24 protein-coding genes are annotated in these 26,195 nt (G+C 70.0%); 10 read left to right on the top strand and 14 right to left on the bottom strand.

All coding sequences use genetic code 11. From position 1 onward, the window contains the following. The first annotated feature begins 5 nt into the window (after positions 1-5). Genes ACWEN0_RS32165 through ACWEN0_RS32150 form a run of 4 tightly spaced genes read left to right on the top strand, consistent with a single transcriptional unit; the run spans position 6 to position 3,308 of the window. Complete coding sequence (locus ACWEN0_RS32165) at positions 6-437, top strand: type II toxin-antitoxin system Rv0910 family toxin (RefSeq protein ID WP_451982080.1); 432 nt, start codon at positions 6-8, stop codon at positions 435-437. Further along, a complete protein-coding gene (locus tag ACWEN0_RS32160; RefSeq protein ID WP_451982077.1) occupies positions 434-1,264 on the top strand; it encodes a MaoC/PaaZ C-terminal domain-containing protein in 831 nt (276 codons plus the stop codon). The genes ACWEN0_RS32165 and ACWEN0_RS32160 overlap by 4 nt, the downstream gene beginning before the upstream one ends. Further along, positions 1,264-2,133, top strand: a complete 870-nt coding sequence (locus ACWEN0_RS32155) for an SDR family oxidoreductase (protein ID WP_451982074.1) — start codon at positions 1,264-1,266, stop codon at positions 2,131-2,133. Before ACWEN0_RS32160 ends, ACWEN0_RS32155 begins: the two co-directional genes overlap by 1 nt. After that, on the top strand, positions 2,130-3,308 hold the full coding sequence (locus tag ACWEN0_RS32150) for an acyl-CoA dehydrogenase family protein (protein WP_451982071.1): 1,179 nt from the start codon (positions 2,130-2,132) through the stop codon (positions 3,306-3,308). Before ACWEN0_RS32155 ends, ACWEN0_RS32150 begins: the two co-directional genes overlap by 4 nt. 51 nt (positions 3,309-3,359) lie before the next feature. On the opposite strand, the gene ACWEN0_RS32145 is transcribed toward ACWEN0_RS32150, so the two are convergent. The 3 genes from ACWEN0_RS32145 to ACWEN0_RS32135 all read right to left on the bottom strand — a co-directional run bounded on the left by ACWEN0_RS32145 (position 3,360) and on the right by ACWEN0_RS32135 (position 9,394). Beyond that, positions 3,360-5,846 (bottom strand): DNA gyrase/topoisomerase IV subunit A, encoded by a 2,487-nt coding sequence (locus ACWEN0_RS32145; RefSeq protein WP_451982068.1) that lies wholly within the window; start codon positions 5,844-5,846, stop codon positions 3,360-3,362. 27 nt (positions 5,847-5,873) lie between these two features. Then, entirely contained in the window at positions 5,874-7,925 is a 2,052-nt protein-coding gene (locus ACWEN0_RS32140; protein ID WP_451982065.1) for a DNA gyrase/topoisomerase IV subunit B, read from the bottom strand. Positions 7,926-8,059: 134 nt separating this feature from the next. Continuing rightward, positions 8,060-9,394, bottom strand: coding sequence for a hypothetical protein (locus ACWEN0_RS32135; protein ID WP_451982062.1), 1,335 nt, complete (start codon positions 9,392-9,394; stop codon positions 8,060-8,062). 107 nt (positions 9,395-9,501) lie between these two features. Here ACWEN0_RS32135 and ACWEN0_RS32130 point away from each other — a divergent pair, with 107 nt between their 5' ends. Both ACWEN0_RS32130 and ACWEN0_RS32125 read left to right on the top strand, forming a co-directional pair. Next, positions 9,502-10,599 (top strand): LLM class flavin-dependent oxidoreductase, encoded by a 1,098-nt coding sequence (locus ACWEN0_RS32130; protein WP_451982059.1) that lies wholly within the window; start codon positions 9,502-9,504, stop codon positions 10,597-10,599. Continuing rightward, the gene (locus tag ACWEN0_RS32125) at positions 10,596-11,180 is read left to right on the top strand and encodes an FMN reductase (protein ID WP_451982056.1); all 585 of its coding nucleotides are present in this window, start codon (positions 10,596-10,598) and stop codon (positions 11,178-11,180) included. The genes ACWEN0_RS32130 and ACWEN0_RS32125 overlap by 4 nt, the downstream gene beginning before the upstream one ends. Positions 11,181-11,463: 283 nt before the next feature. Here the strand turns inward: ACWEN0_RS32125 and ACWEN0_RS32120 are convergent, their stop codons facing one another. From ACWEN0_RS32120 to ACWEN0_RS32105, 4 genes are all read right to left on the bottom strand, one after another. Next, a complete protein-coding gene (locus ACWEN0_RS32120) occupies positions 11,464-12,678 on the bottom strand; it encodes a DUF222 domain-containing protein (RefSeq protein WP_451982053.1) in 1,215 nt (404 codons plus the stop codon). A gap of 144 nt (positions 12,679-12,822) precedes the next feature. Next, the gene (locus tag ACWEN0_RS32115; RefSeq protein WP_451982050.1) at positions 12,823-13,425 is read right to left on the bottom strand and encodes a dihydrofolate reductase family protein; all 603 of its coding nucleotides are present in this window, start codon (positions 13,423-13,425) and stop codon (positions 12,823-12,825) included. Continuing rightward, positions 13,422-13,877: an SRPBCC family protein gene (locus tag ACWEN0_RS32110; RefSeq protein WP_451982047.1), complete on the bottom strand. Its 456-nt coding sequence runs from the start codon at positions 13,875-13,877 to the stop codon at positions 13,422-13,424. The genes ACWEN0_RS32115 and ACWEN0_RS32110 overlap by 4 nt, the downstream gene beginning before the upstream one ends. Continuing rightward, on the bottom strand, positions 13,874-14,209 hold the full coding sequence (locus ACWEN0_RS32105; RefSeq protein ID WP_451982044.1) for an ArsR/SmtB family transcription factor: 336 nt from the start codon (positions 14,207-14,209) through the stop codon (positions 13,874-13,876). The genes ACWEN0_RS32110 and ACWEN0_RS32105 overlap by 4 nt, the downstream gene beginning before the upstream one ends. 131 nt (positions 14,210-14,340) lie before the next feature. On the opposite strand from ACWEN0_RS32105, the gene ACWEN0_RS32100 reads away from it, so the two are divergent. From ACWEN0_RS32100 to ACWEN0_RS32090, 3 genes are read left to right on the top strand one after another with little or no spacing between them, the layout of a single operon-like run. Then, complete coding sequence (locus tag ACWEN0_RS32100) at positions 14,341-15,765, top strand: serine hydrolase domain-containing protein (RefSeq protein WP_451982041.1); 1,425 nt, start codon at positions 14,341-14,343, stop codon at positions 15,763-15,765. Then, on the top strand, positions 15,732-16,148 hold the full coding sequence (locus tag ACWEN0_RS32095; RefSeq protein WP_451982038.1) for a PGPGW domain-containing protein: 417 nt from the start codon (positions 15,732-15,734) through the stop codon (positions 16,146-16,148). Before ACWEN0_RS32100 ends, ACWEN0_RS32095 begins: the two co-directional genes overlap by 34 nt. Before the next feature lie 19 nt (positions 16,149-16,167). Next, positions 16,168-16,800, top strand: a complete 633-nt coding sequence (locus ACWEN0_RS32090; protein WP_451982035.1) for a TetR family transcriptional regulator — start codon at positions 16,168-16,170, stop codon at positions 16,798-16,800. On the opposite strand, the gene ACWEN0_RS32085 is transcribed toward ACWEN0_RS32090, so the two are convergent. The 7 genes from ACWEN0_RS32085 to ACWEN0_RS32055 form a co-directional block, all read right to left on the bottom strand. After that, positions 16,760-17,425, bottom strand: a complete 666-nt coding sequence (locus tag ACWEN0_RS32085; protein WP_451982032.1) for an epimerase — start codon at positions 17,423-17,425, stop codon at positions 16,760-16,762. The genes ACWEN0_RS32090 and ACWEN0_RS32085 overlap by 41 nt on opposite strands. Then, positions 17,422-17,817, bottom strand: coding sequence for a carboxymuconolactone decarboxylase family protein (locus ACWEN0_RS32080; RefSeq protein WP_451982029.1), 396 nt, complete (start codon positions 17,815-17,817; stop codon positions 17,422-17,424). Before ACWEN0_RS32080 ends, ACWEN0_RS32085 begins: the two co-directional genes overlap by 4 nt. Before the next feature lie 126 nt (positions 17,818-17,943). Further along, entirely contained in the window at positions 17,944-20,442 is a 2,499-nt protein-coding gene (locus tag ACWEN0_RS32075; protein ID WP_451982026.1) for a LamG-like jellyroll fold domain-containing protein, read from the bottom strand. 28 nt (positions 20,443-20,470) lie between these two features. Continuing rightward, on the bottom strand, positions 20,471-21,445 hold the full coding sequence (locus ACWEN0_RS32070) for an ABC transporter permease (protein WP_451982023.1): 975 nt from the start codon (positions 21,443-21,445) through the stop codon (positions 20,471-20,473). Beyond that, positions 21,442-22,404 carry an ABC transporter permease gene (locus ACWEN0_RS32065; RefSeq protein ID WP_451982019.1) on the bottom strand — a complete coding sequence of 321 codons (963 nt, stop codon included), beginning with the start codon at positions 22,402-22,404 and terminating at the stop codon, positions 21,442-21,444. Before ACWEN0_RS32065 ends, ACWEN0_RS32070 begins: the two co-directional genes overlap by 4 nt. Further along, positions 22,397-23,953 carry a sugar ABC transporter ATP-binding protein gene (locus ACWEN0_RS32060; RefSeq protein ID WP_451982016.1) on the bottom strand — a complete coding sequence of 519 codons (1,557 nt, stop codon included), beginning with the start codon at positions 23,951-23,953 and terminating at the stop codon, positions 22,397-22,399. The genes ACWEN0_RS32065 and ACWEN0_RS32060 overlap by 8 nt, the downstream gene beginning before the upstream one ends. Next, positions 23,953-25,029, bottom strand: a complete 1,077-nt coding sequence (locus ACWEN0_RS32055) for an ABC transporter substrate-binding protein (RefSeq protein WP_451982014.1) — start codon at positions 25,027-25,029, stop codon at positions 23,953-23,955. The genes ACWEN0_RS32060 and ACWEN0_RS32055 overlap by 1 nt, the downstream gene beginning before the upstream one ends. Before the next feature lie 154 nt (positions 25,030-25,183). On the opposite strand from ACWEN0_RS32055, the gene ACWEN0_RS32050 reads away from it, so the two are divergent. Next, positions 25,184-26,185, top strand: coding sequence for a LacI family DNA-binding transcriptional regulator (locus tag ACWEN0_RS32050; protein WP_451982011.1), 1,002 nt, complete (start codon positions 25,184-25,186; stop codon positions 26,183-26,185). Positions 26,186-26,195: the final 10 nt, after the last annotated feature.

Here is a 26,195-nt window from a genome sequence, read left to right as displayed (position 1 = left end):
ACACCATGGGCCAGATCAGCGCGTCCGTCGAACTGCCCGCCCCGCCGGACAAGGTGTGGGCGGAGTTCAGCAACCCGAACAACTTCGAGAAGTGGCTGACCATCCACACCAAGTGGAAGGGCGAGGTCCCGGCCGAGTTCTCGCAGGGCTCGCAGGTGTCCGAGGTCGTCACGATGCTCGGGATGGCGAACACGATCACCTGGACCGTCGACGCCTACGAAGCCCCGCACCGGCTCGTCATCTCCGGCACCGGCATGGCCGGGGTGAAGGTCGAGTTCTCGCTTTCGGTGGCGGCGGCCGGCGAGGGGTCGGCCGCCACCATCGACGCCGCGTTCACCGGCCAGATGATCGTCGGCGCGCTCGGCAAGGCCGTCGAAAAGGACGGCAAGAAGAACCTCGACGAGTCCCTCGAGAAGTTCAAGGCGCTGGTCGCATGAAGTTCGACCCGGCCGGGCTGGACAAGTGGACCTCGCCGGTTTCGTTCGACGTCACGCGCGAGCGGATCGCCGAATACGCGGCCGCCACGAACGACCCGATCCCGGCCCACCGCGCCGGTGACGTCGCGAGCCCGGTGTTCGCGATCGTGCCGGTGTTCCAGTCCCTGCTGGAGCCGGCCCTGGAAGTGGTGCCGACGGCGCTGTTCGGCCGGGTGCTGCACGGCGAGCAGGACTTCCGGTTCCACCGCCCGATCCGGCCCGGCGACGCCCTGGTGTCCCGCGCGAAGATGACCGGCTACGAGGGCCTGCCGAAGGGCACCCGCGCGACCGTCTACCTCGAATGCCGCGGCTCGGACGGCGAGCTGGTCAACGAGCAGTACGTGACGTTCTTCGTCCGCGGCTTCGACACCGGCGAGACGCGCGGTTCACTCGGGCCGTCGCACCGGTTCGACGACGCGCTGCGGGCACGGGCGCCGGTGGCGAAGGTCAGCCAGCACGTCGACGACGACCAGACGTTCCGCTACGGCCCGGCCGCCGGCGACCCGATGCCGATCCACCTCGACGAGGAGGTCGCGAAGGAAGCCGGGCTGCCGGGGATCATCGCGCACGGGCTCTGCACGATGGCGTTCACGTCGTGGGCGGTGCTCACCGAGGTCGCCGGGTCCGATGTGGACAGACTGCGCCGGCTGGCCGTGCGGTTCGCCGCGCCGGTGCTGCCGGGCCAGGACCTCTCGACGTCGATCTGGGCGTCGGGTCCTTCTTCCTATGCCTTCGAAACCACGGTGGGAGACACGGTCGTGCTCAAAGACGGACTTGCGGAGCTGTGATGGGTGCACTCGACGGGCGCGTCGCGCTGGTCACCGGCGCGGGCCGGGGGATCGGACGGGAACACGCGCTGCTGTTCGCTCGCGAAGGCGCTTCGGTCGTCGTCAACGACCTGGGCGGGGACAACGACGGGAGTGGTTCGGACGCCGGGCCCGCCGCTTCGGTCGCCGAGGAAATCCGGGCGCTCGGCGGCTCGGCGGTGGCCAACACGTCGAGCGTGACGTCGTGGCAGGGCGCGTCCGAGCTGGTCGAGCAGGCCGTGACCGAGTTCGGGCGGCTGGACGTCGTGGTCAACAACGCGGGCATCCTGCGGGACGCGTTCGTCGCGAGCATCACCGAAGAGCAGTGGGACGCGGTGATCGCGGTGCACCTCAAGGGGCACGCGGCAGTGCTGCACCACGCGGCGGCGTACTGGAAGTCGGCGTCGAAGGCCGGCTCGCCGGTCGCGGCGTCGGTGATCAACACGGCGTCGGCGTCCGGGGTGACCCTGCCGAACGCGGGCCAGGTCAACTACGGCGCGGCCAAGGCGGGCATCGCGGCGATGACGCTGGTCGCGGCGGCCGAGCTGGAACGCTACGGCGTGCGCGTCAACGCGATCGCGCCGATCGCCCGCACCCGGCTGACGCTGGCGACGCCCGGCATGGGCGCGATCTTCGCCGCGCCGGTGGCGGAGGGCGAGTTCGACGCGTTCTCGCCGGCGAACATCTCCCCGCTGGTGGCCTACCTGGCCACGGAGAAGTGCCCGCTCACCGGGAAGGTGTTCGCGGTCCAGGGCGGCGCGATCTCGGAGCTGGCGGGCTGGCACGACGTCAAGGTGATCGAGACGGACGGGCCCTGGGCGATCGACGACATCGCGGCGAGGCTGCCGTGATCGAGTGGTCCGAGACGGATCTGCTGATCCGCGATTCGATCCGGGAGTTCATCGCCAAGGAGATCCGGCCGCACCTGGACGAGCTGGAGAGCGGCGTGCTGCCGCCGTACGACATCATCCGGAAGATGTTCGCCGCCTTCGGACTGGACGCGCTCGCGCGGGAGTCGGTCTCGAAGCTGCTTTCCGGTTCGTCCGGCTCTTCCGCACCGAAGATGGGCGGGCAGGAAACCCTGGCGCTGGTCGCGGTCAGCGAGCTGGCCGGGGTCAGCCTGGGCATCGTCGCTTCCCTCGGCGTCTCGCTGGGCCTGACGGCCGCGACGATCCTGTCCAAGGGTTCCGCCGAACAGAAGCAGCGCTGGCTGCCGGAACTGGCGACGTTCGAGAAGGTCGGCGCGTGGGCGATCACCGAGCCGGACTCGGGCTCGGACGCGTTCGGCGGCATGCAGACTTCCGTGCGGCGCGACGGTGACTCGTACGTGCTGAACGGCCGGAAGACGTTCATCACCAACGGCCCGCACGCGGACGTCGTGGTGGTGTACGCGAAGCTGGACGACGGTTCGCCGGTGCGGGACCGGCCGGTGCTGACGTTCGTGCTGGACCGCGGCATGCCGGGGTTCGTGCAGGGCAAGCCGTTCAAGAAGATGGGCATGATGTCTTCGCCGACGGGCGAACTCTTCTTCGACGACGTCCGCCTGGGCCCGGATCGCCTGCTGTCTTCGTCGGGTTCGGAGAGCGCCCGCGAGAGCTTCGCGGCGGAGCGTGTGGGCGTGGCGGCGCTGTCGCTCGGGATCATCAACGAGTGCCAGCGGCTGTGCGTCGCGTACGCGAAGTCGCGGAAGTTGTGGGGCCAGGAAATCGGCCGGTTCCAGCTGATCCAGCTCAAGCTGGCGAAGATGGAGGTCGCGCGGCTCAACGTCCAGAACATGGTGTTCCAGACGGTGGCCAAGCTCCGCGCGGGTAAACGGCCTTCCTTGGCCGAGGCTTCGGCGATGAAGCTGTACTCCTCCGAAGCGGCGACGGAGGTCGCCATGGAGGCGGTCCAGCTCTTCGGCGGCAACGGCTACATGGCCGAGTACCGGGTGGAACAACTGGCCCGGGACGCGAAGTCGCTGATGATCTACGCCGGCAGCAACGAGATCCAGGTGACGCACATCGCCAAGGCACTCCTGGCCTGACCCCGTCGTGCGTGTTCAGGGCGGTTCCAGCCGCCCTGAACACGCACGACGTCAGTCGCGCTCGATGAGGTGGCCCACCACGTCCGGGCCCGGGTGGGCGTGGCCCGAGCCGTCGCGGCGGACGTCGATCTCCGGGAGCTCCACCGGGTCGCCGTTCTTCGCCGAGCCCGCCGGGCGGGGGCCGATCCACGCCACGCGCAGGGACGTTTCGCCCTTCAGGAACCGTTGCGCCCGGACACCGCCCGTCGCGCGGCCCTTGGCCGGGTACTCGCTGAACGGCGTCACCTTCACGCTCTGCCCGGTCGCGGTGATGACCAGGGGCTCGCCGTGTTCGTCGTCGTCCGTGCGGACCGCGCCGAAGAAGACCGCCGAGGCGTCCGCGCCCAGGTTGATGCCCGCCATGCCGCCGCCCTTGAGGCCCTGCGGGCGGACCAGCGAGGCCGCGTACTTCAGCAGGGACGCGTCGGAAGACAGGAACGCCAGCGTTTCCGAGCCGTCCGTCAGCCAGGTCGCGCCGACGACCTCGTCGCCGTCCTTCAGCGTGATCACTTCGAACTCGTCCGAGCGGACTGGCCACTCCGGCGAGCACACCTTCACGACGCCCGCGCGCGTGCCGAGGGCCAGGCCGGGCGAACCCGCCGCCTGCTCGCCCAGCGGGGCGATGCCGATGACCGTCTCGCCCTTCTCCAACGGGACCAGCTCGCGCGCCGCCATGCCGCCGCGCAGCGAGACCGTGCCCGCCTGCTCCGGGAGCACCGGCAACGGCAGCACGTCCGTCTTGAACGCCCGGCCGCGGCTCGTCACCAGCAGCACCTGGCCGCGCGCCGTCGTGTGGACCACCGCCGAGACGGCGTCGTGCTTCACGCGGCCGTTGCGGCGGCGCGTCTCCGTCGACTCCTCGGACTCCGCCGCGGTGCGGGCCACCAGGCCGGTCGCCGACAGGATCACCTGGCACGGGTCGTCCGCGACCTCGAGGGGCCCGGACGGCTTGGACGCGGCCAGGACCTCCTTCAGGTCACCGTCGATCAGCGAGGTGCGGCGCTCGGTCGAGAAGTCCTTCGCGATCTTCGCCAGCTCCGACGACACGAGCTTCTTCAGCACCGACTCGTCGTCCAGGATCTTGGTCAGCTCGGCGATCTCGTCGCGCAGCCTGTCCTGCTCCGACTCCAGCTCGAGCCGGTCGTACTTGGTGAGCCGGCGCAGGGGGGTGTCGAGGATGTAGGTCGCCTGGATCTCCGACAGCTTGAAGCGCGACATCAGGCCGTCCTTGGCGGCCTGCGCGTTCTCGCTCTCGCGGATGAGCTTGATGACCTTGTCGATGTTCAGCAGCGCGATCAGCAGGCCGTCGACCAGGTGCAGCCGCTCTTCGCGCTTGCGGCGCCGGTACTTCGTGCGCCGCGTGACGACGTCGTAGCGGTGCCGCAGGAAGACCTCGAGGAGTTCCTTCAACCCCAGCGTCTGCGGCTGGCCGTCGACGAGCACCAGGTTGTTGATGCCGAACGACTGCTCCAGCGGCGTGAGCCGGTACAGGTCCGCCAGCAGCGCCTGCGGGTTGACGCCGACCTTGCACTCGATGACCAGCCGCGTGCCGTTCTCGCGGTCGGTGAGGTCCTTGACGTCGGCGATGCCGGTGAGCCGCTTGGACTTGTTGACCTCGTCGGTGATCTTCTCGATCACCTTCTCCGGCCCGACGCCGTAGGGCAGCTCGGTGACGGTGATCGCCTGCCGGCCGCGGCTGCCTTCGAGCGGCCCGGTCTCGCAGTTCGCGCGCATCCGGACCACGCCGCGGCCGGTCTCGTACGCGCGGCGCACCTCGTCCAGGCCCAGCAGGCTGCCGCCGGTCGGCAGGTCGGGGCCCGGCACGAACTCCATCAGCTTGTCGAGCGTCGCGGTCGGGTGCGTGATCAGCCACCGCGCCGCCGCGACGACCTCGCCGAGGTTGTGCGGGATCATGTTCGTCGCCATCCCGACCGCGATCCCGGACGTGCCGTTGACCAGCAGGTTCGGGAACGCCGCGGGCAGCACGGACGGCTCCTCGAGCGAGCCGTCGTAGTTCGGGCGGAAGTCGACGGTGTCCTCGCCGAGCTCGCCGACCAGCTGCATCGCCTCGGGCGACATCCGCGCCTCGGTGTACCGCGAAGCGGCCGGGCCGTCGTCGGGCGAACCGAAGTTGCCGTGGCCGTCGATCAGCGGGACGTTCAGCGAGAAGTCCTGGGCCAGCCGCACCATCGCGTCGTAGATCGCGACGTCACCGTGCGGGTGGTACTTGCCCATCACGTCGCCGACCACGCGCGACGACTTCACGTACGCGTGCGTCGGGCGGTAGCCGTTCTCGTTCATCGAGTACAGGATCCGGCGGTGCACCGGCTTCAGCCCGTCCCGCGCGTCCGGCAGGGCGCGCGAGTGGATGACCGAGTACGCGTACTCCAGGTAGCTGTCTTCGATCTCGGTCTTCAGCGAGTTGTCGAAGACGTTCGCACCGGGGGAGTCGAACGCGCTGGGATCGACCTTGGTGGTGGTGCCCTTGCGGCGTGCCACGGCAGAACTCCTTGGTAGCTGCGAAATTTAAGCGTCGATGGCTTCGCGGTCGATCCGGTCCGAAGAGGCGACCAGCCAGTTCCGCCGGGGCTCGACCTTCTCGCCCATCAGCAGTTCCAGCGCGCCTTCGGCGGCTTCGACGTCGTCCATGGTGATCCGGCGGACCGAGCGGGTGGCCGGGTTCATCGTGGTCTCCCACAGCTCGTCGGCGTCCATCTCGCCGAGACCCTTGAACCGCGGCACCGGGGTGACGATGTTCTTGCCCGCCCGCTCCAGCTCGGCGAACTTCGTCTCCATCTCCTGCTGCGTGTACGTGAAGTGCGTCTCCGGGTTGCGGCCCTTCGTGACGAGCTTGTGCAGCGGCGGCATCGCCGCGTACAGCCGGCCGTCCTCGATCACCGGGCGCATGTACTTCGCGAACAGCGTGATCAGCAGGGTCCGGATGTGCGAGCCGTCGACGTCCGCGTCCGCCATCAGGATCACGCGGCCGTAGCGCATGGTCGTCAGGTCGAACGTCCGGCCGGTGCCGGCGCCCAGGACCTGCACGATCGACGCGATCTCGGCGTTCTTCAGCGTGTCGCCGAGCGACGCCTTCTGGACGTTCAGGATCTTGCCCCGCAGCGGCAGCAGCGCCTGGTACTCCGACACGCGCGCCATCCGCGCCGAACCCAGCGCGCTGTCACCCTCGACCAGGAACAGTTCGCTGCGCGAGACGCCGGTGGTGCGGCAGTCGACCAGCTTCGGCGGCATCGCCGCGCCTTCGAGGGCGGTCTTGCGCCGGGCCGCGTCCTTCTGCTGCTTCTGGGTGAGCCGCACGCGCGCGGCGTCGACCACCTTCTGCAGCACGACCTTGGCCTCGGACTTCGTCTTGCGGTCCTCGGTCCAGGCCTTGACGTGCTTGTCGACGATGCCCTGGATGACCCGGGTGATGCCGGCCGTGGACAGCTCGTCCTTCGTCTGCGACGTGAACTGCGGCTCCGGCAGCCGGACGTGCACGACGGCCGTCATGCCCTCGAGCACGTCCTCGGTCGTCGGCATGTCCTCCTTGGGCTTGAGCAGCCCGCGGGTCTTGGAGATGGCCTCCTGCAGCGACTTCGTCAGCGCGCGGTCGAACCCGCGGCGGTGCGTGCCGCCGTGCAGGTTGCGGATCGTGTTGGTGAAGCACTCGACCGTGCGCTCGTAGCCGGTGCCCCAGCGCAGCGCCACCTCGACCTCGGCGCGACGCTCCACATTGGACTGCATGACGCCGTTGGCGTCCGCCGCGTTCTCCTTGTACGTGCCTTCGCCGGTGATCAGCAGCGTGCCGCAGACCGGCTTTTCCCCCGACGGGGTCAGGAAGTCGACCATGTCGACGAGGCCGCGCGGGAAGTGGAAGGTCTCTTCGTTGATGGTGTCTTCGATCGCGGTGCGCAGCACGTACGTGACGCCCGGGACGAGGAACGCGGTGTTGCGCAGCTTGGCCCGCACGCCCTCGACGTCCAGCACCGCGCCGGTCTCGAAGTAGCGCGAGTCGTACCAGTAGCGGATCGACGTGCCGGACCGCTCGCCGCGCTTCATCTTGCCGACGAGGTTCAACCCGGACCGGCGGGTGAACTTCGCCTTCGGGCCGGGCGCGTCGAAGGTGCCGGGGACGCCGTGCTTGAACGACATCTGGTGGACCTTGCCGTCCTGCTTCACCGTGACGTCGAAGCGGTGCGACAGCGCGTTGACGGCCGAAGCGCCGACGCCGTGGAGGCCGCCGGAGGTCTTGTAGCCGGAGCCGCCGAACTTGCCGCCGGCGTGCAGGCGGGTCAGGACCAGCTCGACGCCGGACAAACCGGACTTGGCGTGGGTGCCGGTGGGGATGCCGCGGCCGTCGTCGTCCACCTGGACGCTGCCGTCGGCGTGGAGCGTGACGACGACCTTCGTCGCGTGGCCGGCGACACCCTCGTCCGTCGAGTTGTCCACCACCTCGGAGAAGAGGTGGTTGATGCCGCGGCTGTCGGTGGAGCCGATGTACATCCCGGGGCGTTTGCGGACGGCCTCGAGACCCTCGAGATGCGTCAGGTCGTCGGCCCCGTACAAGGTCTCGGCAGTCACAGGGTCGTTCTCCCGGATCGTGGCTCGCGAAAGTGCTGGTGGTGGTGCGGACTCGGCCTGCACCGTACTGCAGGATATCCGCCCACCCCGACAAGTTCCGCGCGCTCCGCCCCCGGTGTGGCGGAAAGCGCCCCCTACTTGGGGTCGTAGCCCAGGTCGGGCCACAGGCCCAGCAGGGCTTCGATCTTCCGCGGGACCTGGAAGCTGTTCCGGAAGTTCGGCTTCTCGCCGATCGCGGCGAGCCCCTTGCGGAGGTCGCCGAACACCGGCTTCGCGGCCGTCTCCCGCGTCAGGAGGTAGCAGTACGTGCGGCGGGGGTAGGCGAACTCGTCGGTGTACGCGTGCAGGACGAGCCCGGGGGCCTCGATCTGCGACCCGACCAGGGCGCGGCCCTGCTTCTGGCTGTAGACGCGGATCACGTGCACGCCCGGGCGGAGCGTGCGCGGCGGGTCCTGGCCCTGGCCGTCGTCGGCCCAGAACAGCTCCACCCGGAAGGGTGCTTCGCCGTTCTCACCGGGGTGCGTGTGCTCGCGGGCCAGCTCCTCGAGCCGGTACTCGGCTTCGGCCGACGGCTCGCCGCCTTCGACGAGGCTGACGAGGTACAGCTCGGCCGGGCGCGGCCAGTTCGGGCGGGGGACGTCAGGGGCCTCGGTGGCTTCCGGCTCGGCTGCTGCCGCAACCGGTTCCGTGACCGCGGGGGTCTCGGCGGCGGGAGCCGTGGTCTCGGTGGCCGGGGGCTCGGTCACCGCCGGGCGCTCCTCGGCGGCGGGCGGCTCCGGCGCCACGGGCTGAGCCGGGCGGACCGGCGACGGTGCCGGGGCCGCGGGCCGGACCGGGGACGGTGGGGGCGGTGGGGTCGCGGGCCGAACCGGGGTCGCGGGCCGGGTCGTGACGACCGGGCGGGCCGGCGGTGTCGCGGCGCGGGCCGGGGTGGCGGGGCGCGGCGTGGTGACCGGTTTGCCGGCGCCGTACTGCTCCAGGAGCGGCTCCAGGTCGCCCGCCGTGAGCGCGGGGCCCGCGAGGTCGCACCACTCGAGCCAGGCCTCCTGGGCCTCCTCGACGGTGTGCCGCTCGGTGGTGACCGTCACGGCTTCGAACAGCTGGCGGGGGCCCGCGGCGGTGACGTCGGCCGAGCCGGCGACCACGAACGACGGGTCGTCCTCGGCGATCACCAGCTTCGCGTTGAGCCCGCGCAGCGAGTGCACGATCACCCCCGCCTTCACCCAGTGCAGCAGGGCGTGCGGGCTAGTGGTGCCGGCCAGCACCGTGTCGAGGCTCGCGTCCGTGATCAGCGTGTCGCCCGGTTGCAAGGGCAACAACGCCGCCGCGCCGGGACCCACGTGACCGAAGGCGGCCACCAGGTTCCTGCGCGGGGCGAGCAGGGGGGTGATCGAGGCCCAGATGTCGCGGCCCGTGAGGAGTCGTACCGAACGTTCTGCCAGACCCAGCCGAGCGAGCTCCGCGTCCATGCCCCTGACCTTACTTGGTGCCCCCTACGGCTTTGTCGGCCGGAATATCTCTTGCTTGGAAGTAGTTGAACGCGCATGTAAGATGGGGGTCGCGAAGGGAGCAGGTCATGCAGTTCGGAATCTTCACGGTGGGCGACGTCACGACCGATCCCACGAACGGCACCACGCCCAGTGAGCACGAGCGCATCAAGGCGATGGTCCGCATCGCGCTGAAGGCGGAAGAGGTGGGTCTCGACGTCTTCGCGACGGGCGAGCACCACAACCCGCCGTTCGTGCCGTCGTCGCCCACGACGATGCTGGGGTACATCGCGGCGCAGACGTCCAAGATCATCCTGTCGACGTCGACCACGCTGATCACGACGAACGACCCGGTGAAGATCGCCGAGGACTTCGCGATGCTGCAGCACCTGGCCGACGGCCGCGTCGACCTCATGATGGGCCGCGGCAACACGGGCCCGGTGTACCCGTGGTTCGGCGAGGACATCCGCCAGGGCATTCCGCTGGCGATCGAGAAGTACGCGCTGCTGCGCCGGCTGTGGCGCGAGGACGTGGTCGACTGGGAGGGCAAGTTCCGCACGCCGCTGCAGGGCTTCACGGCGACGCCGCGGCCGCTGGACGGGGTCCCGCCGTTCGTCTGGCACGGGTCGATCCGCAGCCCGGAGATCGCCGAGCAGGCGGCGTTCTACGGTGACGGCTTCTTCGCCAACCACATCTTCTGGCCGACGTCCCACTTCCAGCAGCTGATCGGCTTCTACCGCCAGCGCTACGAGCACTACGGCCACGGTTCGGCGGACCAGGCGATCGTCGGCCTGGGCGGTCAGGCGTTCATCCGCCCGAAGTCGCAGGACGCGCGGAAGGAGTTCCGCCCGTACTTCGACAACGCCCCGGTGTACGGCCACGGCCCGTCGCTGGAGGAGTTCACCGACCAGACACCGCTGACGGTGGGCAGCCCGCAGGAGGTCATCGACAAGACGCTGACGTTCCGGGAGCACTTCGGCGACTACCAGCGCCAGCTGTTCCTGATGGACCACGCGGGCCTGCCGCTGAAGACGGTGCTGGAACAGCTCGACCTGCTGGGCTCGGAGGTGATCCCGGTGCTGCGGAAGGAACTGGACGCCAAGCGGCCGGCTCACGTCCCTGAAGCGCCTACGCACGCTTCGCTGGTCGAGTCCCAGGCTCTGTCTTTGTCGGAGGTGTCGGCATGAAGCTCGCGGTGGTGACGGCCGGCCTGTCGGTGCCTTCGTCGACCCGCCTGCTGGCGGACCGCTTGGCCGCGGCGACGGTCGCCGCGGCCGGGTCCCCGGGCTCGGTCTCGGTGGAGGTGGTGGAGCTGCGCGACATCGCCCTGGACGTGACGAAGAACCTGCTGACGGGTTTCCCGAGCCCGGCTTTGCGGTCGGCGATTTCGACGGTGACCGGCGCGGACGCGCTGATCGTGGTGACCCCGGTGTTCACGGCCGGGTACAGCGGTTTGTTCAAGTCGTTCTTCGACGTGCTGGACTCGGATTCGCTGGTGGGCAAGCCGGTGCTGCTCGGCGCTACTGGCGGGACTGAGCGGCATTCGCTGGTGCTGGACTACCAGCTGCGGCCGTTGTTCGGGTATCTGAAGGCGGATCCGGTGGCGACGGGGGTGTATGCGGCGTCGTCCGACTGGGGAGGGGCGTTGCAGCGGCGGATCGAGAAGGCAGGCGCGGAGCTGGCAGCTGCTGTTGGTGGGCGGCCTGCTTTGGCTGCTGAGCCGGATTTCGTGCCGTTTGATCAGTTGCTGGCCGGGGCCGGTGAGTAGGGGTTTGGCGGGTTTGGGTCCGGTGGCTTTGGCTGCCGGGCCCCTTCTCGTTTCGGTGGGCACCGCCGGGGTGGGTGGCTTCGCTCGGGCTGGGTGGGCGGAAGCTCGGGACCGGGCGCGGCTTGGTTCGGCTGGGTGGGCACCGCCGGGGGCGGGTGATCAGTTGCGGCGAGCGAAGGGCTGCGGTGGGAGTCGTGAGTGGGGCCAGTCGGCGGGTGGTTCGTGGCTGGGCGTGGGAGTAGGCCCGTAGCCGGTGGCTGCGGGCCTTTCCCGTTTGTGGTTGTCAGGCTGCGAAGGGGAGTGGTTGGTGGAGGTTGTTGCGCCTGGGTTTTCGGCGTTTGTCCAGGAAGGTTGGTGGGAGGAATTCGGGGAGGCCGTCGGGGGCGATGCGGACTTCCCAGCCGGAGCGGTGCAGGAGCCGGTGGTGGTGGGCGCACATCAAGACCAGGTTGGCGAGGTTGGTGGGGCCGCCGTCGGCCCAGTGGCGGATGTGGTGACCCTGGCAGTGCCGTGGTGGGCGGTGGCAGCCGGGGAAGGCGCAGCCGCGGTCGCGCAGGAACAGGGCGTGGCGGATGCCGTTGGGGATCAGGCGGCGTCGGCGGCCCAGGTCGAGGGGTTCGCTTTTGCTGCCGAGGACGGCGGGGATGAGGGTGCAGTCGCAGGCGTGGAGGCGGGCCTCGGCGGCGGACATGGTGCCGGTGTCGCCCAGGATGGCGCGGCCGATTCCGGTTTTCAGGTCGTCGAGGGAGATGGCGACGGTGACGTGGGCGCGTTCGCCTGCCTGGGTCGGGAGGTCGGGGGTGGTGAGGGCGAGGTCGATGGCGTCGGAGAAGGCGTCGCCGTAGCGTTCCTGCGGGGACCGGTGGTCGTCGGTGCCGCGGCGCTGGGCGAGGGAGTCGAGCAGGGCGTTGGCGCGGGAGCCGGTTTCGTCGTCGAAGCGGCCGTTCAGCTCCCACACCCCGGATCTTTTCCGCCGCAGTGACAGTTCCCGGGTGGGGGTGGCGGGTTCGGTCTCGTCGGGTGCGGTGCCGTCGGGGTCGAGGTGGGCCAGGATCCGGGTGCCGAGCACGGCGACTTGCTGGTAGCCCGCTTCGGTGGCGAGGGCGAGCAGGTGTTGCTCGGCGTCCTCGCGGTGTTCGGGGGTGATCTGCTGCAGGGTGGTGACGATCGTGTCGATCATCGGGTTGCTCAGCGAGCCCGCGGCGGCAGCCGTCGCGGGAGCCAACGCCGGGGTGGGGGTGCCGTCGAGGGCGCGGCCGGGATTCAACGCCCGGGCACGCTTCACCACGGCCTCGGCGGCGGATTTCGGAATGTCGGCCAGGTGTTCCAAGAGGCGAGGGACGGAGCGGTAGCCGAAGAGGTCGAGAACGCCGCGGGATTCGATTTCGACCAGCAGCGACCCGATTTCGGCTTCGGCGGTCCGCACGACGGTGAGCAGGCTGCAGATGCGATCGGCCAGGGCCGCCGCGTCCGCTTGCCACACCGCTCTGTCGTCCACACAACAAGATTACCGGCCCCAGAACACATGTTCATCACTCGATGAGGTGACGATGCTCGCTGCGTGGGGAATCGGCGCAGACGAGCACCGCAAGAAGCAAGAACACGAAGCGCCGATTTCCCACGCCACGGCGAAGCCGCATCTTTAAAAGCCGGGATAACGAACCCGATAACGAAGGTGAGTAACCCCATCACCCTCGACAACCTGAACCCGTTCGAGCACAGCCGCAGAGTCCCCAAGGTCACTGAAGTACCGAACACCGGAACCGAGAAAAACGGGAACAAGATCAACCCGAACCTCATCGAGCAGCCCGAGCCGAAGGCACTGCCGGGCAATACAAGGCCCGGAGACGCCAACGTTCCCATCCCCGGCCTCCCGGGCCAACGAGACCGCACGAGCAACGTCCGATACGAAGGTGAAGGGAGCCAAGGAGGAAGAAGGCCAGTCGGAGGGCGGATCCCGATGCGTGACAACGAAAGCAGCACCCCCACCGGGAGGCCGCCCACCCCACCCGCGCGTGTGGTCGAAAACCCGCCGCCCGCAGACGAAGGCGCTGTGCCGGGCGAAGTCCATCTGGTCCCGCAAGTACGACGCGCTCGCGGGCGACACCCGGAACGTCATCGGATACCCGACCATCGGCACCTCGACGTCGCCCGCGGTGTACCAGTCGAACAGCGGCCCGACCGAGTCGTCGGGGCGGGCGACGAAACCGTCCAGGGACATGCAGAAACTGGCGACGACGGTCATTCCAGCACCTTGTCGAGGCGCTCGAAGGACTCCGTGATGCCTCGGCTCATCCCGCTCTCCAGCGCCGCGTCGCGCGCCGCCACCGACGGGAACACCGAGTGCGTCACCATGCGGGTCCGGCCGCCGAGGTCGGTCAGGGTCATCGCGTCGAGGGTGACTTCGCCCGGGGCGCCCAGGTACTCGAACGTCTGGATGATCCGGTCTTCGCTCACCGTGTGGTAGACGCCGCGGAAGCGGTACTCGCCGCGGTCGTCTCGGTGGATGTAGTCGTACGCGCCGCCGGAGCGGGCGTCGAAGTCGACGAGCTCCATCTCCATGCCGTGCGGGCCCAGCCAGCGCACGACCAGCTCCGGGTCGGTGTGGGCGCGCAGGACCGCCGACGGCGGGGCCGCGAATTCGCGGGTGACGTCGATGAACGGCGTTCCGGGCTGGGCGGTGATCGTGGTGCTCATGGCGTTTCCTCCAGGGTGTCGAGGACGGCGTCGAGCCGCCGGTAGGTGCGTTCGGTGGCCAGCCGGTAGGTGTCGATCCAGCCGGTGAGGGCCTCGAGGGCGGACGGCACGAGGTGGCACGGCCGGCGCTGGCCGTCGCGGCTGCGCGTGATCAGTCCGGCCTGCTCCAGGACCTGGATGTGCCGGGAGATGGCCTGCTTCGTGATCGCGAAGGGCTCGGCCAGTTCGTTGACCGTCGCCTCGCCGCGGGACAGCCGGGCGACCAGCGCCCGGCGCACCGGGTCGCCGAGTGCGGTGAACGCCCGGTCCAGCGCCTCCTCGTCAACCGTCATCTTTATCAACCAGTCTGTTTATCAACTGATCTGTTGACTATAGGTCCGCTGTCAAGCCCTGCCGAAAGTCGGGGGTGATCGACGTCGTCCGGCAGCGGCCGACGACGTCGCGCGAACCCTACGTTGACCGCATGACCAGGCTTTTCCTCGTGCTCGCGGTGCTCCTGCTCAGCACCGCGACGCCTGCCGCCGCGGCTCAAGGCGGGAACATCGACGCCTACGTCCGCGCCTACCTCGACCACACCGGTCTGCCCGGCGCCGCGGTCGCCGTCACGCACAACGGCGACGTCGTGCGCGTCGCGGGCTACGGCCACGACGCCGCCGGCACGCCGATCACCGCGTCGACACGGCTGCCGATCGCGTCGCTGAGCAAGTCCATGACGGCTTTCGCGGTGCTGCGGCTCGTCGAGGCCGGCCGCGTGCGGCTCGACGACCCCGTGCCGCGCTACCTGCCGGAGTTCCGGCTCGCCGACCCGCGCGGTGCGCGGATCACCGTCCGGATGCTCCTGGACCAGACGTCCGGGATGGCCGACTCCGCGTTCCCCGACCTCACGTTGCCGCAGCCGCACACGCTCGCGGAGGCGACGGCGCGGCTGCGGGACGCGCCGCTGGCGAGCGGGCCGGGCGCGGAGTTCCACTACCACAACCCGAACTACGAGGTGGCCGCCCGGATCGTCGAGGTCGTGGCCGGGCAGCCGTTCGCGGACTTCCTGACCGAGCAGGTCTTCCGGCCGCTGGGCATGGCGGACAGCTCCACCGTGGACAGCCCGCCCGGGACCGAGGGGCACGTGCGCGCGTTCGGCGTCGTGGTGCCGGTGCGCGAACCGGACTGGTTCACCGGCGGCAGCCACGGCGTGCTCACGACCGCGCAGGACCTGGCGAAGTGGCTGGTGGCCCAGCGGGACGGCGGCGGCGTGGTCTCGCCGTCGGCGGCCGCGCTCGCGCACACCCCGGCACCCGGTCGCGACTACGCACTCGGCTGGGCCGTGCGCGACGGCCGGATCTCGCACACCGGCGACTGGTTTTCCCACACCGCCGCACAGACCCTGCTGCCCGGCGGGTACGGCGTCGCCGTGGTGGCGAACACGGGGATGGCGCTGGACAACGAGGCCGAGCTGCTGGCCCGGGACCTCGCGAGCCTGGTGCGGGGGAAGACGCCGGAGCCCGCGCTGCCCGCCGGGGTCGTCGCGGACCGGGTGCTCGGCGCGTTGGCGTTGATCGCCGTGGGCCTGGCGGTGCTCGGCGTCCGGCGGGCCCGGCGGAAGCCCCGGTGGTGGCGGGTGGTGCCGCCCCTGCTGCCGCTCGTCCCGCTCGCGTTCCTGCCGCAGCTGCTGGGCGTCGTGTTCGCCGGGCGGCGGGGGACCTACGCCCAGGTGCTCTACGTCTGGCCCGGGCTGGTGGTCTCGCTCGGCCTGGTGGCGCTGGCCGGGGCGAGCGTCGCCGCGGCGCGGGTGAGCGTGCTCGTGAGTGGCACACGACGGCGCAACCAGGAAGAATCGGGCGAAACGAGGGGAGTGGCGCAGTGGGCGTCGGCAAACAGGCGAAGCGCGTCCTGATCACGGTGGCGGGCGCGGTGCTGCTGGTCGTGGGCGTGCTGCTGCTCGTCCTGCCCGGGCCCGGGCTGCTGCTCGTGCTCGCCGGGCTGCTGCTGCTCGCGTCGGAGTTCCCGGCGCTCGAGCGGTACGTCGACCCGGTGCGCGAGCGCGCGATGAAGGCGGCCGAGGACAGCGTGTCGTCGCCGTTGCGGATCGCCGGCTCGGTGCTGGCCGGGCTGGCGCTGCTGGCGGCGGGGATCGTCTGGGGCACCGTGCGGTCGCTGCCGTTCAGCGGCTGGAGCACGGGGTCGAGCCTGATCCTGTCGTCGGCGATCCTGTTCGCGTTGCTGATCTGGAGCTACCGGCGGGTCAAGACGCGGCGGGAAGCCACCAGCCGCGGCTGAGGGAGATACTGTCGGCGCCATGAGCGCCGGATTCCAGCGTGCCCGGCGGCCGGAGCAGGTCGAGGCGCGCCGCACCGCGATCCTCGCCGCGGCGCGGGAGCTGCTCGCCGAGCGGCCGGTCGCCGACATCAGCCTGCGGGAGCTGGCCTGCCGGGTCGGGCTCGCGAAGTCCAACGTGCTCCGCTACTTCGACAGCCGCGAGGCCGTCTTCCTCGAGGTCCTGGACGGTGAGTGGACGGACTGGCTCGACCACCTGGTGTTCGAGGAAGCGGGCGAAGAGCACGTCGCGGGCACGATCGCGGCGACACTGGCCGAGCGGAGGCTGCTGTGCGAGCTGATCAGCGCGATGGCGCCGGTGCTGGAGCGCAACATCTCCCTGGAGTTCGCCCGCGACTTCAAGCGCCGTGCGGCGGCCAACACCGAGCGGCTCGGCGCGCTGGTCCGGACGCGGGTGCCCGAGCTGTCGGAGGCGGCCGCGCGGCACTTCGCCCTCGGCGTGGTGGTGCTGGTGTCGGGGGCGTGGCCGCTGGCCAACCCGACGGCGGTGGTCGCGGCGGCCACGGCCGAGCTGGGCGGGGCGCCGTCGTTCGCGGCCGGGCTGGCCGAAAGCCTCACGAACCTGCTGGCCGGCCTCGTCGCGCGGCGGCGGTGACGATGTCGGTGTTCTCGAGGATCGGCCGCTCGTAGCCGTTTTCGGCGACTTCCAGCATCGTCAGGCCGATTTCCTCGGTGGTCGTCACGTAGCGGGGGAGCAGTCGGCGAAGCACCGGGTACAGCGGCATCGCGACGCGGTAGAGCGTCCGGTAGAGCGGGGTCTTCGACGTGATCCCGTGCAGGGGCTGGATGTAGCCGGGGCGGAAGGAAAACGTCCGCAGCGGCAGCCTCGCGAGCGCGTTCTCCGTCGCCCCCTTGACGCGTGCCCAGCGCACCCGGCCGCGTTCGGTGCTGTCGGTGCTCGCGCCCGAGACGTACCCGAAAGTGGTGTTCTCGGGCAGCTTGCTCGCCACGGAAAGGGTGAGCTGGTAGGTGATCCGCTCGTACTCTTCCGGCGAGACGCCCACGGAGGACACGCCGAGGCAGAAGAAGCAGACGTCGTACCCGGTGATCGGCTCGAGCGCGAAGAGGTCTTCGCACACGAGCTCGGTCAGCTTCGGGTCGCGCACGCCGACCGGGGACCGGCCGACCGCCAGCACCGCCTCCACCCGCTCGTCCCGCAGGCATTCCCGCAGCACGCCCTGGCCGACCATGCCGGTCGCGCCGAACAGGACGACCTTCATGCGCTCGTCACCGGCAGCAGCCCCCTCTCGGCGAAGACCTTCTTGGCCGTGAAGGTCGCGTTGAGCGCCTTCGGGAATCCACAGTAGACCGCGGAGTGCAGGAGCGCTTCGACGATCTCCGCGGGCGTGAGCCCGACGTTGAGCGACGCGTTGACGTGCACCTCCAGCTGCGGTTCGCAGCCGCCGAGGGCGGTCAGCATGCCGAGCGTCACCAGCTGGCGGTCGCGCGGGGCCAGGCCCGGCCGCGCGTAGATCTCGCCGAAGCCCCACGACACCACCGCTTCCGCCAGCGCGGGGGAGACGTCGGCGAGGTTGTCGAGCACGCGCTGCCCGCTCTCGCCGTCGATGGCGGTCAGGGTCTTCAGGCCGAGTTCGAAGCGCTCGTCGGTCATGGCGGTTCCTTTCCCCAGTACGTCGTGGCGAGTACGACGCTAGGGGCTGGAGCGCGCTCCAGGTCAACCGTGACGGCGAAGATCCGGGGAGGCCGGGAAACCCGGCCTCCCCGGATCGGGGACTGCTTACTTTCCGCTGGTGTACAACGCGCTCACGTCCGCGTCGGACAGTGCCCGGTCGTAGACGTGCACCTGGTCGACCGCCCCGTTGAGGAAGTCCACCGGGTTGCCGCCGTACTTGCCGCGGCCGATCACCGTGTGGCCGGTCGAGGCGTCGCCGAGGCAGACGCTCTTCGTGGCCGCCAGCTGGCCGTCCACGTACAGCTTCAGCGTGCCCGCCGCCGCGTCGCGGACGCCCACGACGTGGTACCAGCGGTTCGCTTCCGGAGCCGTGGGCGCCAGGGCCCGCGTGCCCACGAAGCTCATCGCCAGGCGGTGGTCCTGACCCGAGTACTGCAGGAAGAACGCGCTGTTGCTGTCGCCGTCCTGGCTGACGATCGTCTGGAAGCCGTCACCCACGGCGGTGAACTTGACCCACGCCGCCGCGCTGTAGCTGCCTTCGGTGTTCACCAGCGCGGCGCCCGTGTCGGCGTACTGGCCCGACCCGTTCACCGCCATCGCCGAACCGCTCTTGCCCGCGGTCCAGGACGCGCCGCCGACGAGGGTGGCGTCGTGGCTGCCCACGCTGTCCTTCGCCGTGGTGCCGGAGTTCTCGTCGAAGCCGTACGCCGCGATGCCGTCGATGCCCGGCGTGCCCTGGGGCACCGGAGGTCCGGACGTGACCGGTGCGCCGGTGGCGCCCTTGATCACCGCGAGGTTCGCCGCGCGGACCGCCGCGAAGTCCATCTTCTTCACCTGCCGGTCGTAGGTGAAGAAGCCGTTGACCTCCTTCTCGACGTCGGTGGTCTGCGTGTAGACGCCGGCCGAGACGCCGCACCGCTGGGCGACCAGCAGCAGGCGCTGCTGCAGCTCGCCGTAGCGCCGGGTCAGCGTCGCGCTGTCGGGCTCCATCTCGTAGGCGAAGCTGCCCGCCGGGTCGAACTGGTGGCCGTCGACCTTGAGGCCGAGGCCGCCGTACTCACCGTCGACGGCTGCGCGCGTGCCGGTCTGCGTCGGCGTGCCCGGCCCCGTGTAGGTGTGGTCGTCGTAGATGTCACCGCGACCGCTGTCCGGTTCGGACCTACAGCAGTTGACGCCGGACTCGGCGTTGACCAGCCGCGAGGGATCCCACGACTTGACCTCGTCGGCGATGCGGCCGACCTCGTAGTCGCCCCAGCCTTCGTTGAACGGCACCCAGGTGACGATCGACGGGAAGCTGCGGTGCTGGTCGATCATCCGGTGCATCTCGGCCTCGTAGTTGACCTTCGACGCCGCGGACGGCTCGATGTCGTCCTTCATCGCCGGCATGTCCTGCCAGACCATCAGGCCCAGCTTGTCGGCGTAGTAGTACCAGCGGTCCGGCTCGACCTTGATGTGCTTGCGCACCATGTTGAAGCCGAGCGCCTTCTCCTGCTGCAGGTCGAACTTCAGCGCCGCGTCGGTCGGCGCGGTGTAGATGCCGTCCGGCCAGAAGCCCTGGTCGAGCGGGCCGACCTGCATGACGAACTTGCCGTTGAGCAGCATCCGTTCCTTGCCGTCGGCGGTCTTGCCGACGCTGATCGAGCGGATGCCGAAGTACGAGCCGACCTCGTCCCCGCCCGACAGCTTGACGCGGAGGTCGTAGAGGAACGGGTCGTCGGGCGACCACAGGTGCGGCTTGTCCACCTTGAGCTTCAACGGCTTGTTCGCGTCGCCGGACACGCGGCCGACCGGGCGGCCGTGGTCGTAGGCGACGGCCTCGACGCGCTGCTTCACCGGCCCGCCGACCACGGCGTTCACCGTGACCGAACCGGACGCGACGTCGGGCGTGACGTCCAGGCGGTCGACGTGCGCCGAGGCCACCGGCTCCATCCACACCGTCTGCCAGATGCCGGACGTCGGCGTGTAGAAGATGCCGTCGCCGGGCTGGCGCTGCTTGCCGATCGGCTGCCCGCCCTGGTCGTTCGGGTCGGCGACGCCGACGACGACTTCCTGGCTCTTCGCCGTGGTCAGCGCGTCGGTCACGTCGACCGACCAGGCGTCGTAGCCGCCGGTGTGGCGGCCGACGGTCTTGCCGTTGACGATCACCGTGGCGTCGTAGTCCACCGCCTGGAAGTGCAGCACGAGCCGCTGGCCCTTGCCGACCTGCCAGTTCTTCGGGACCTCGAACGTGCGGCGGTACCACATGTTCGTCTCGTGGCGCATGATCCCGGACAGCGCCGACTCGACCGGGTACGGCACGAGGATCCGCTCGCCGAGCGTCTTGCCGACCGGGGCGGCCTCACCCGGGGTCGCCTTGGCGAACTCCCAGACGCCGTTGAGGTTCTGCCACTGGTCGCGGGTCAGCTGCGGGCGCGGGTAGTCGGGGAGGGCGTTGGTGGGGGAGACGTCCTGGGTCCAGGGCGTGGACAGCGGCGGCGTCAGCCGTTGCCACTGCGGGGCGTCGGCGGCACTGGCCGCCGGGACGGTGCCGAGGCCGGCCACCGCGACCGCGAACGCGGCGGCCGCGGTGAGCCATCTCCGGGTTTTTCGGGCAGGGCGGAACATCGTTGAACCTCCTGGTAGGGGACAGGGGTCAGCGGGTTCGGGAGCGCGCCAGCAGGCGCTGGATCACCACGACGACGAGCAGGAAGGCCCCGCTCACCACCGTCTGGTAGTTGGAGTCGAGGGTGCCGATCTGGTTGATGACGTTCTGGATCAGCGTGCGCAGCAGCACGCCGACGAGCGTGCCGACGATGGTGCCGGCGCCGCCGGTGAGCAGCGTGCCGCCGATGACGACGACCGAAATCGCGTCCAGCTCGGTGCCGACGCCGATGACCGTGACGCCGGACTGCAGGTACGCGGCGGTGAGCACGCCGGCGAACCCGGCCAGCGCACCGCTGAGGGTGTAGAGGCTGATCTTGGTGCGGGCCACGGGAAGCCCCATCAGCATCGCGGAGTTCTCGGCGCCGCCGATGGCGAACACCGACTGCCCGAACCGCGTCCGGCGCAGGAGCAGCCCGCCGAACGCGAACAGGATCAGCGTGAGGTACACGGGCACGCCGACGCCGAAGACCGTGCCCTGGCCGAGCCAGAGGAACGCCGAGCCGGGGTCCACTTTGTACGTCGTCGCGCCTTCGGAGGTCAACGCCAGCAAGAGCCCGCGGGCGAACAACAGCGACGCCAGGGTGACGATGAACGGCGCCATCCCGGTGCGTGCGATGAGCAGGCCGTTGACCAGCCCGATCAGCGAACACACCGCCAGGGGCAGCAGGATCGCGACGACCACGCCGTACTGCGCGCCGTACGCGGCGAGGACGCCGCCGAGCGCGTAGTTCGAGCCGACCGAGAGGTCGATGCCGCCGGAGATGATCACGAACGTCATGCCGAGCGCGATCACCGCGAGGAACGAGCTCTGCAGCGCGAGGTCGCGCAGGTTGTCCGCGGACCCGAAACGCGGGAAGGCGAACCACGCGGCGGCGATGCCGAGCACGAGGACGACGGCCGCGCCCTGGCGTTGCAGGACCCCGGCGAAGGCCGCGTTGCGGGCCTGGGTCTGGGTCGCGGTCATTTGCTGCTCCGCTCACGCGCGACGTAGACCGCGACGACGATGATGGCCGCCTGGACCATCTGCGCGGTCGAGTCCGGCAGGTTGTGCTTGATCAGGGTGGCGTGCACGAGCTGCATGAGCAGCGCGCCGAACACGGTGCCGAGCACGCGGACCCGGCCGCCGGTCAGCGGCGTGCCGCCGACGACGACCGCGGTGATCGCGGACAGCTCCATCAACAGGCCCAGGTCGTTGGGGTCGCTGGCGCCCAGCCGCGACGTCGCGAGCACGCCGGCCACCGCGGCCAGCGCCCCGGAGATGACGTAGACGCCGACGAGCACGCGCTTGACGGGCAGCCCGGCCAGGGTGCTGGCGGCGCGGTTGCCGCCGACCGCGACCAGGTGCCTGCCGAACGTCGTGCGCTGGACGACCAGGCCGGCCAGCACCGCGAGCACGCCCGCGACGATGACCATGATCGGCACGCCGAGGACGTCACCCGTGCCCAGTTCCAGGAAGTCCCGGTTGTGCAGCTGGACGAGCTGGCCGTGGGCGATCACGAGCGCGAGCCCGCGCCCGCCCACCAGCAACGCCAGGGTCGCGATGATCGGCTGGATGCCCAGGTAGGCCACCAGGTACCCGCTGAACAGGCCGGACACGACCCCGGCGATGACCGCGACGATGACCGCCGTCAGCGGGCCGGCGCCCAGGTAGAGCGGGATGAGCGCGGCGGCGATCGACATCACCGAGCCGACCGACAGGTCGATGCCCTCGGTGCCGATCACCAGCGCCATGCCGAGCGCGACGATGCAGACCGGCGCGGCCTGCACCAGCTGGGTGCGGAAGTTGGCCGCGGACAGGAAGTTCTCGGTGAACACCACGTTGAACAGCAGCAGCACGACGACGGCCAGGTAGACGCCGTAGTTCTGCAGCCACGCGGTGACTTTCGCGCGGTCGGGACTTCTGGTCAGGGTGGCGCTAGACATCGTTGTCACCCTCGGCTGCGATCGCGGTCAGGACGTTCTCCTCGGTGATGCGGTCGCCGGTCAGCTCGCCGACGACGGAGCCGTCGCGCAGCACCACCACGCGGTCGGAGCCGTCGATCAGCTCTTCCAGTTCGGACGAGATGAGCAGCACGCCGAGCCCCTCCTGCGCGAGCTCGTCGATCAGCGCCTGCACTTCGGCCTTGGCGCCGACGTCGATGCCGCGCGTCGGTTCGTCGAGCAGGAGGATCTTCGGGCCGGTGGCCAGCCAGCGCGCGAGCAGCACCTTCTGCTGGTTGCCGCCCGACAGTTCGGACACCTTCTGCTCCGGGCTGGACGCCTTGATCCGCAGGCGTTCCATGAAGATCTTGACGATCTTGTCCTGCTTGGCCTTGCTGACCAGGCCGAACGGCGAGAGCGACGGCAGCGCGGCGAGCACGATGTTCTCCCGGACCGACAGGTTCGGGATGATCCCGTCGGTCTTGCGGTCCTCGGCGAGCAGCGCGATCCCGGCGCGCATGGCGGCCTTGATCCTGCCCTTCTTGAGCGGCTTCCCGGCCAGGAGCACGGAACCGCCGTCGAGCGGGAACGCCCCGACGATGGCGCGCGCCGTCTCGCTGCGGCCGGAGCCGAGCAGCCCGGCGAGGCCGACGACCTCGCCGGGGCGGATGCTCACCGAGACGTCGTGCAGCTTCCGCATGCCGGACAGGCCTTCGGCCTTGAGCAGCGGCTCGCGCTCGACCTCGTGCTCTTCGCCGAACGCCGTGACGCCCTCTTCGCGGATCTGGCGGATCTCCCGGCCTAGCATCTTCGAGACCAGCTCGATCCGGGGGAGCGGCGCCAGCGGTCCACTGTGGACGACCCGGCCGTCGCGCAGCACGGTGACGCTGTCGCAGACCCGGTACAGCTCGTCCATGCGGTGGCTGACGTAGACGATCGCGATGCCTTCGGCGTGCAGGCGGTTCAGCACCTCGAAGAGCGTCTCGACCTCGCGCGGCTCGAGCGACGACGTCGGTTCGTCCATGATGACGACCTTCGCGTCGGTCGAGACCGCGCGGGCGAGCGCGACCATCTGCTGCGCGCCGACACCGAGGGTGTGCAGCGGGCGTTTGACGTCGTCTTCGATGCCGTAGCCCTTGAGCAGCTCGCGGGCGTCGGTGTACATCTTCGACCAGTCGACGAGACCGGCCTTCGTGCGCGGCTCGCGGCCGAGGAAGACGTTGCCCGCGATGCTCATCAGGGGGACGAGGTTGACCTCCTGGTAGATCGTGGAGATCCCGGCCCGCTGCGCGTCGATCGGGCGCTTGAACGTCACCGGCTCGCCGAGGTGGCGCACCTCGCCCTCGTCGGGCTGGTAGACGCCGGTGAGCACCTTGATCAGCGTGGACTTGCCGGCGCCGTTCTCGCCGACCAGCGCGTGCACCTCGCCGGGGCGCAGCGCGAAGCTGACGTCGTCGAGGGCGAGGGTGCCGGGGAACCGCTTGGTCACCCCGGCCACCTCGAGCACCGGTGCGGTCGTCATGGCGACGTCCTCTTCGGTGGCTGCCGTCATCAGTACGCGTTCCCGACCTTCTGGGCCGCGTTGGTCTCGTCGTACTGGTCGTCGGTGATCACGATGCTCGCCGGGATGGCCTCGCCGCTCTCGAACTTCTGCAGCGTCTGGAAGGCCAGCGGGCCGAAGCGCGGGTTCGACTCGATCACGGCGTTGTAGCTGCCGTCGGCGATGAGCTGCACGGCGTTGCGGGTGCCGTCGATCGAGATGACCTTGACGTCCTTGCCCGGCGTCTTGCCCGCCGTCTTGAGCGCGTTGACCGCGCCGACGCCCATTTCGTCGTTTTCGGCGTAGACGGCGGTGATGTCCGGGTGGCTCTGGATGAGCTGCTCCATCACGGACTGGCCCTTGGACCGGTCGAAGTCACCGGTCTGCTCGACGGCCACGGACAGCCCGGGCGTCTTCGCGAGCTCGTCCTTGAAGCCCTTGGTGCGGTCGGTGGTCACGTTGTTGCCGGAGGAGCCCAGCAGGATCGCGACCTTGCCGGTGCCGCCGGTCACGCGCGCCATCTCCTGCGCGGCGCGCTTGCCCTGCTCGACGAAGTTCGAGCCGATGAAGGTCAGGTAGTCGGTGCACGGCTGCGACGTCACCTTGCGGTCGATGGTGACGACCGGGACCTTCTTGGCCTTCGCCGCGTCGAGCGCGGGCTGCAGGCCGTCGGAGTTCAGCGGCGCGACGACGAGCAGCTGGGCGCCGCGGTCGAGCATCGACTTGATGTCGCTGATCTGCTTGTTCAGGTCGCTCTGGGCGTTGGTGACGAGCAGCTTGTCGCTCGCGATGCCGAGCTTGGCGGCTTCGTCCTTGATGGACTGCGTCTCGGCGATCCGGAAGGGATTGGCTTCCTTTTCCGACTGTGAGAAACCGACCACCGCGGTCTTGAGATCGACCTTGGGGTAACCGGTTTTGTCGATCGTGCAGCCGTCGGCGCTCGGGGCGACGGACTGCGCGGAGGCGGCGGGACCACTCCCGTTGGCGGGGGCGGCCGGGGTCTCTTCTCTGCTGGTGCAGGAGGTGAGCGTGAGCGCGGCGGCGGCCGCGGTGACGATGACCAGGCGGGGGCGGGTGGACAGAGGCACGGTGACTCCTCGGGCAGCGACGGTGGGGCCCGCTCACCGGGGTGATCGGAGTCACCGCGGGAGCCTTGCTGTACTTTTTACATCGTTGGAACAACGTTGTAAACCGGCAAATTATCGCTATGCTGCGTGCTCACCACCTGAGAAGGAGCCGCCCGTGACCGTGACGCTCAAGGACGTCGCCACGCTCGCCGGAGTGTCGGTGAAGACGGTGTCGAACGTGGTGAACGGCTATGCCTTCGTCAAGCCGGAAAACCGCCGGCGCGTCGAAGAAGCCCTGGCGGCGACGGGCTACCGGCCCAACGTCGGCGCGCGGAACCTGCGCCGCGGCCGCACGGGGTTCCTGGCCCTGATGGTGCCGGAGTTGTCGATCCCGTACTTCGGCGAGCTGGCGGGGCTGGTCATCACGGCGGCGCAGAAGCGCGGCTGGAGCGTCCTGATCGAGCAGACGCAGGGGACGCGGTCGCGGGAGCGGGCGACGCTGTCGTCGCTGGGCCCGCACCTGGTGGACGGGGCCCTGGTGCACCCGGAAGCCCTGGAGGCGGCGGACTTCCCGTCGCCGGGCGAGATTCCCCTGGTGATGCTGGGCGAGCACGCGGTCGACGTGCCCATCGACCACGTGGCGATCGACAACGTCCTGGCCGCGCGGACGGCGGTGTCCCACCTGGCATCGTTGGGACGCACGCGCATCGCGGCCATCGGCCGCAACCCGGCTCGTGGCACGTCTTCCCAGCGTCTGGCGGGGTACCGCTCGGGCCTGTCGGCCGCGGGTCTGTCCTATGCGGACGATCTGGTCGCCCCGGCGGAGAAGTGGCACCGCTCGGTGGGCGCGGCGGCGATGCGGTCGTTGCTGGCGCTGCCATCGCCGCCGGACGCGGTGTTCTGCTTCAACGACCTGCTGGCGATCGGCGCTCTGCGGGCGGTCGCCGAGCGGGGCCTGCGCGTCCCGGAGGACGTGGCGATCGTGGGGTTCGACAACAACGAAGAGAGCGCGTTCTCACTGCCGGCTTTGACGACGATCGCCCCGGACAAGACAGCCTTGGCCGAGGCGGCGATCGACCTCGTGCACCGCCGCATCACGGGGGACAAGGGGTTGCCACCACAGGACATCCAGACGCCGTTCGCCCTGGAGATCCGCGAGAGCACCCGCGGCCGCTGACCGCGCCGAC

The sequence above is a fragment of the Amycolatopsis sp. NPDC004378 genome (assembly GCF_053602455.1).
The sequence above is the reverse complement of the archived record's forward strand: the minus strand, read 5'-3'. Positions and strand labels throughout refer to the sequence as shown.

What these genes read in the sequence shown, in the direction of transcription:
- ACWEN0_RS32100 (WP_451982041.1), top strand. Translation starts at nt 14,341, where the DNA reads ATGACCAGGCTTTTCCTCGTGCTCGCGGTGCTCCTGCTCAGCACCGCG.
- ACWEN0_RS32165 (WP_451982080.1), top strand. Translation starts at nt 6, where the DNA reads ATGGGCCAGATCAGCGCGTCCGTCGAACTGCCCGCCCCGCCGGACAAG.
- ACWEN0_RS32135 (WP_451982062.1), bottom strand. Translation starts at nt 9,394, where the DNA reads ATGGACGCGGAGCTCGCTCGGCTGGGTCTGGCAGAACGTTCGGTACGA.
- ACWEN0_RS32090 (WP_451982035.1), top strand. Translation starts at nt 16,168, where the DNA reads ATGAGCGCCGGATTCCAGCGTGCCCGGCGGCCGGAGCAGGTCGAGGCG.
- ACWEN0_RS32060 (WP_451982016.1), bottom strand. Translation starts at nt 23,953, where the DNA reads ATGACGGCAGCCACCGAAGAGGACGTCGCCATGACGACCGCACCGGTG.
- ACWEN0_RS32080 (WP_451982029.1), bottom strand. Translation starts at nt 17,817, where the DNA reads ATGACCGACGAGCGCTTCGAACTCGGCCTGAAGACCCTGACCGCCATC.
- ACWEN0_RS32070 (WP_451982023.1), bottom strand. Translation starts at nt 21,445, where the DNA reads ATGACCGCGACCCAGACCCAGGCCCGCAACGCGGCCTTCGCCGGGGTC.
- ACWEN0_RS32065 (WP_451982019.1), bottom strand. Translation starts at nt 22,404, where the DNA reads ATGTCTAGCGCCACCCTGACCAGAAGTCCCGACCGCGCGAAAGTCACC.
- ACWEN0_RS32115 (WP_451982050.1), bottom strand. Translation starts at nt 13,425, where the DNA reads ATGACCGTCGTCGCCAGTTTCTGCATGTCCCTGGACGGTTTCGTCGCC.
- ACWEN0_RS32125 (WP_451982056.1), top strand. Translation starts at nt 10,596, where the DNA reads ATGAAGCTCGCGGTGGTGACGGCCGGCCTGTCGGTGCCTTCGTCGACC.
- ACWEN0_RS32155 (WP_451982074.1), top strand. Translation starts at nt 1,264, where the DNA reads ATGGGTGCACTCGACGGGCGCGTCGCGCTGGTCACCGGCGCGGGCCGG.
- ACWEN0_RS32110 (WP_451982047.1), bottom strand. Translation starts at nt 13,877, where the DNA reads ATGAGCACCACGATCACCGCCCAGCCCGGAACGCCGTTCATCGACGTC.
- ACWEN0_RS32085 (WP_451982032.1), bottom strand. Translation starts at nt 17,425, where the DNA reads ATGAAGGTCGTCCTGTTCGGCGCGACCGGCATGGTCGGCCAGGGCGTG.
- ACWEN0_RS32105 (WP_451982044.1), bottom strand. Translation starts at nt 14,209, where the DNA reads ATGACGGTTGACGAGGAGGCGCTGGACCGGGCGTTCACCGCACTCGGC.
- ACWEN0_RS32130 (WP_451982059.1), top strand. Translation starts at nt 9,502, where the DNA reads ATGCAGTTCGGAATCTTCACGGTGGGCGACGTCACGACCGATCCCACG.
- ACWEN0_RS32160 (WP_451982077.1), top strand. Translation starts at nt 434, where the DNA reads ATGAAGTTCGACCCGGCCGGGCTGGACAAGTGGACCTCGCCGGTTTCG.
- ACWEN0_RS32075 (WP_451982026.1), bottom strand. Translation starts at nt 20,442, where the DNA reads ATGTTCCGCCCTGCCCGAAAAACCCGGAGATGGCTCACCGCGGCCGCC.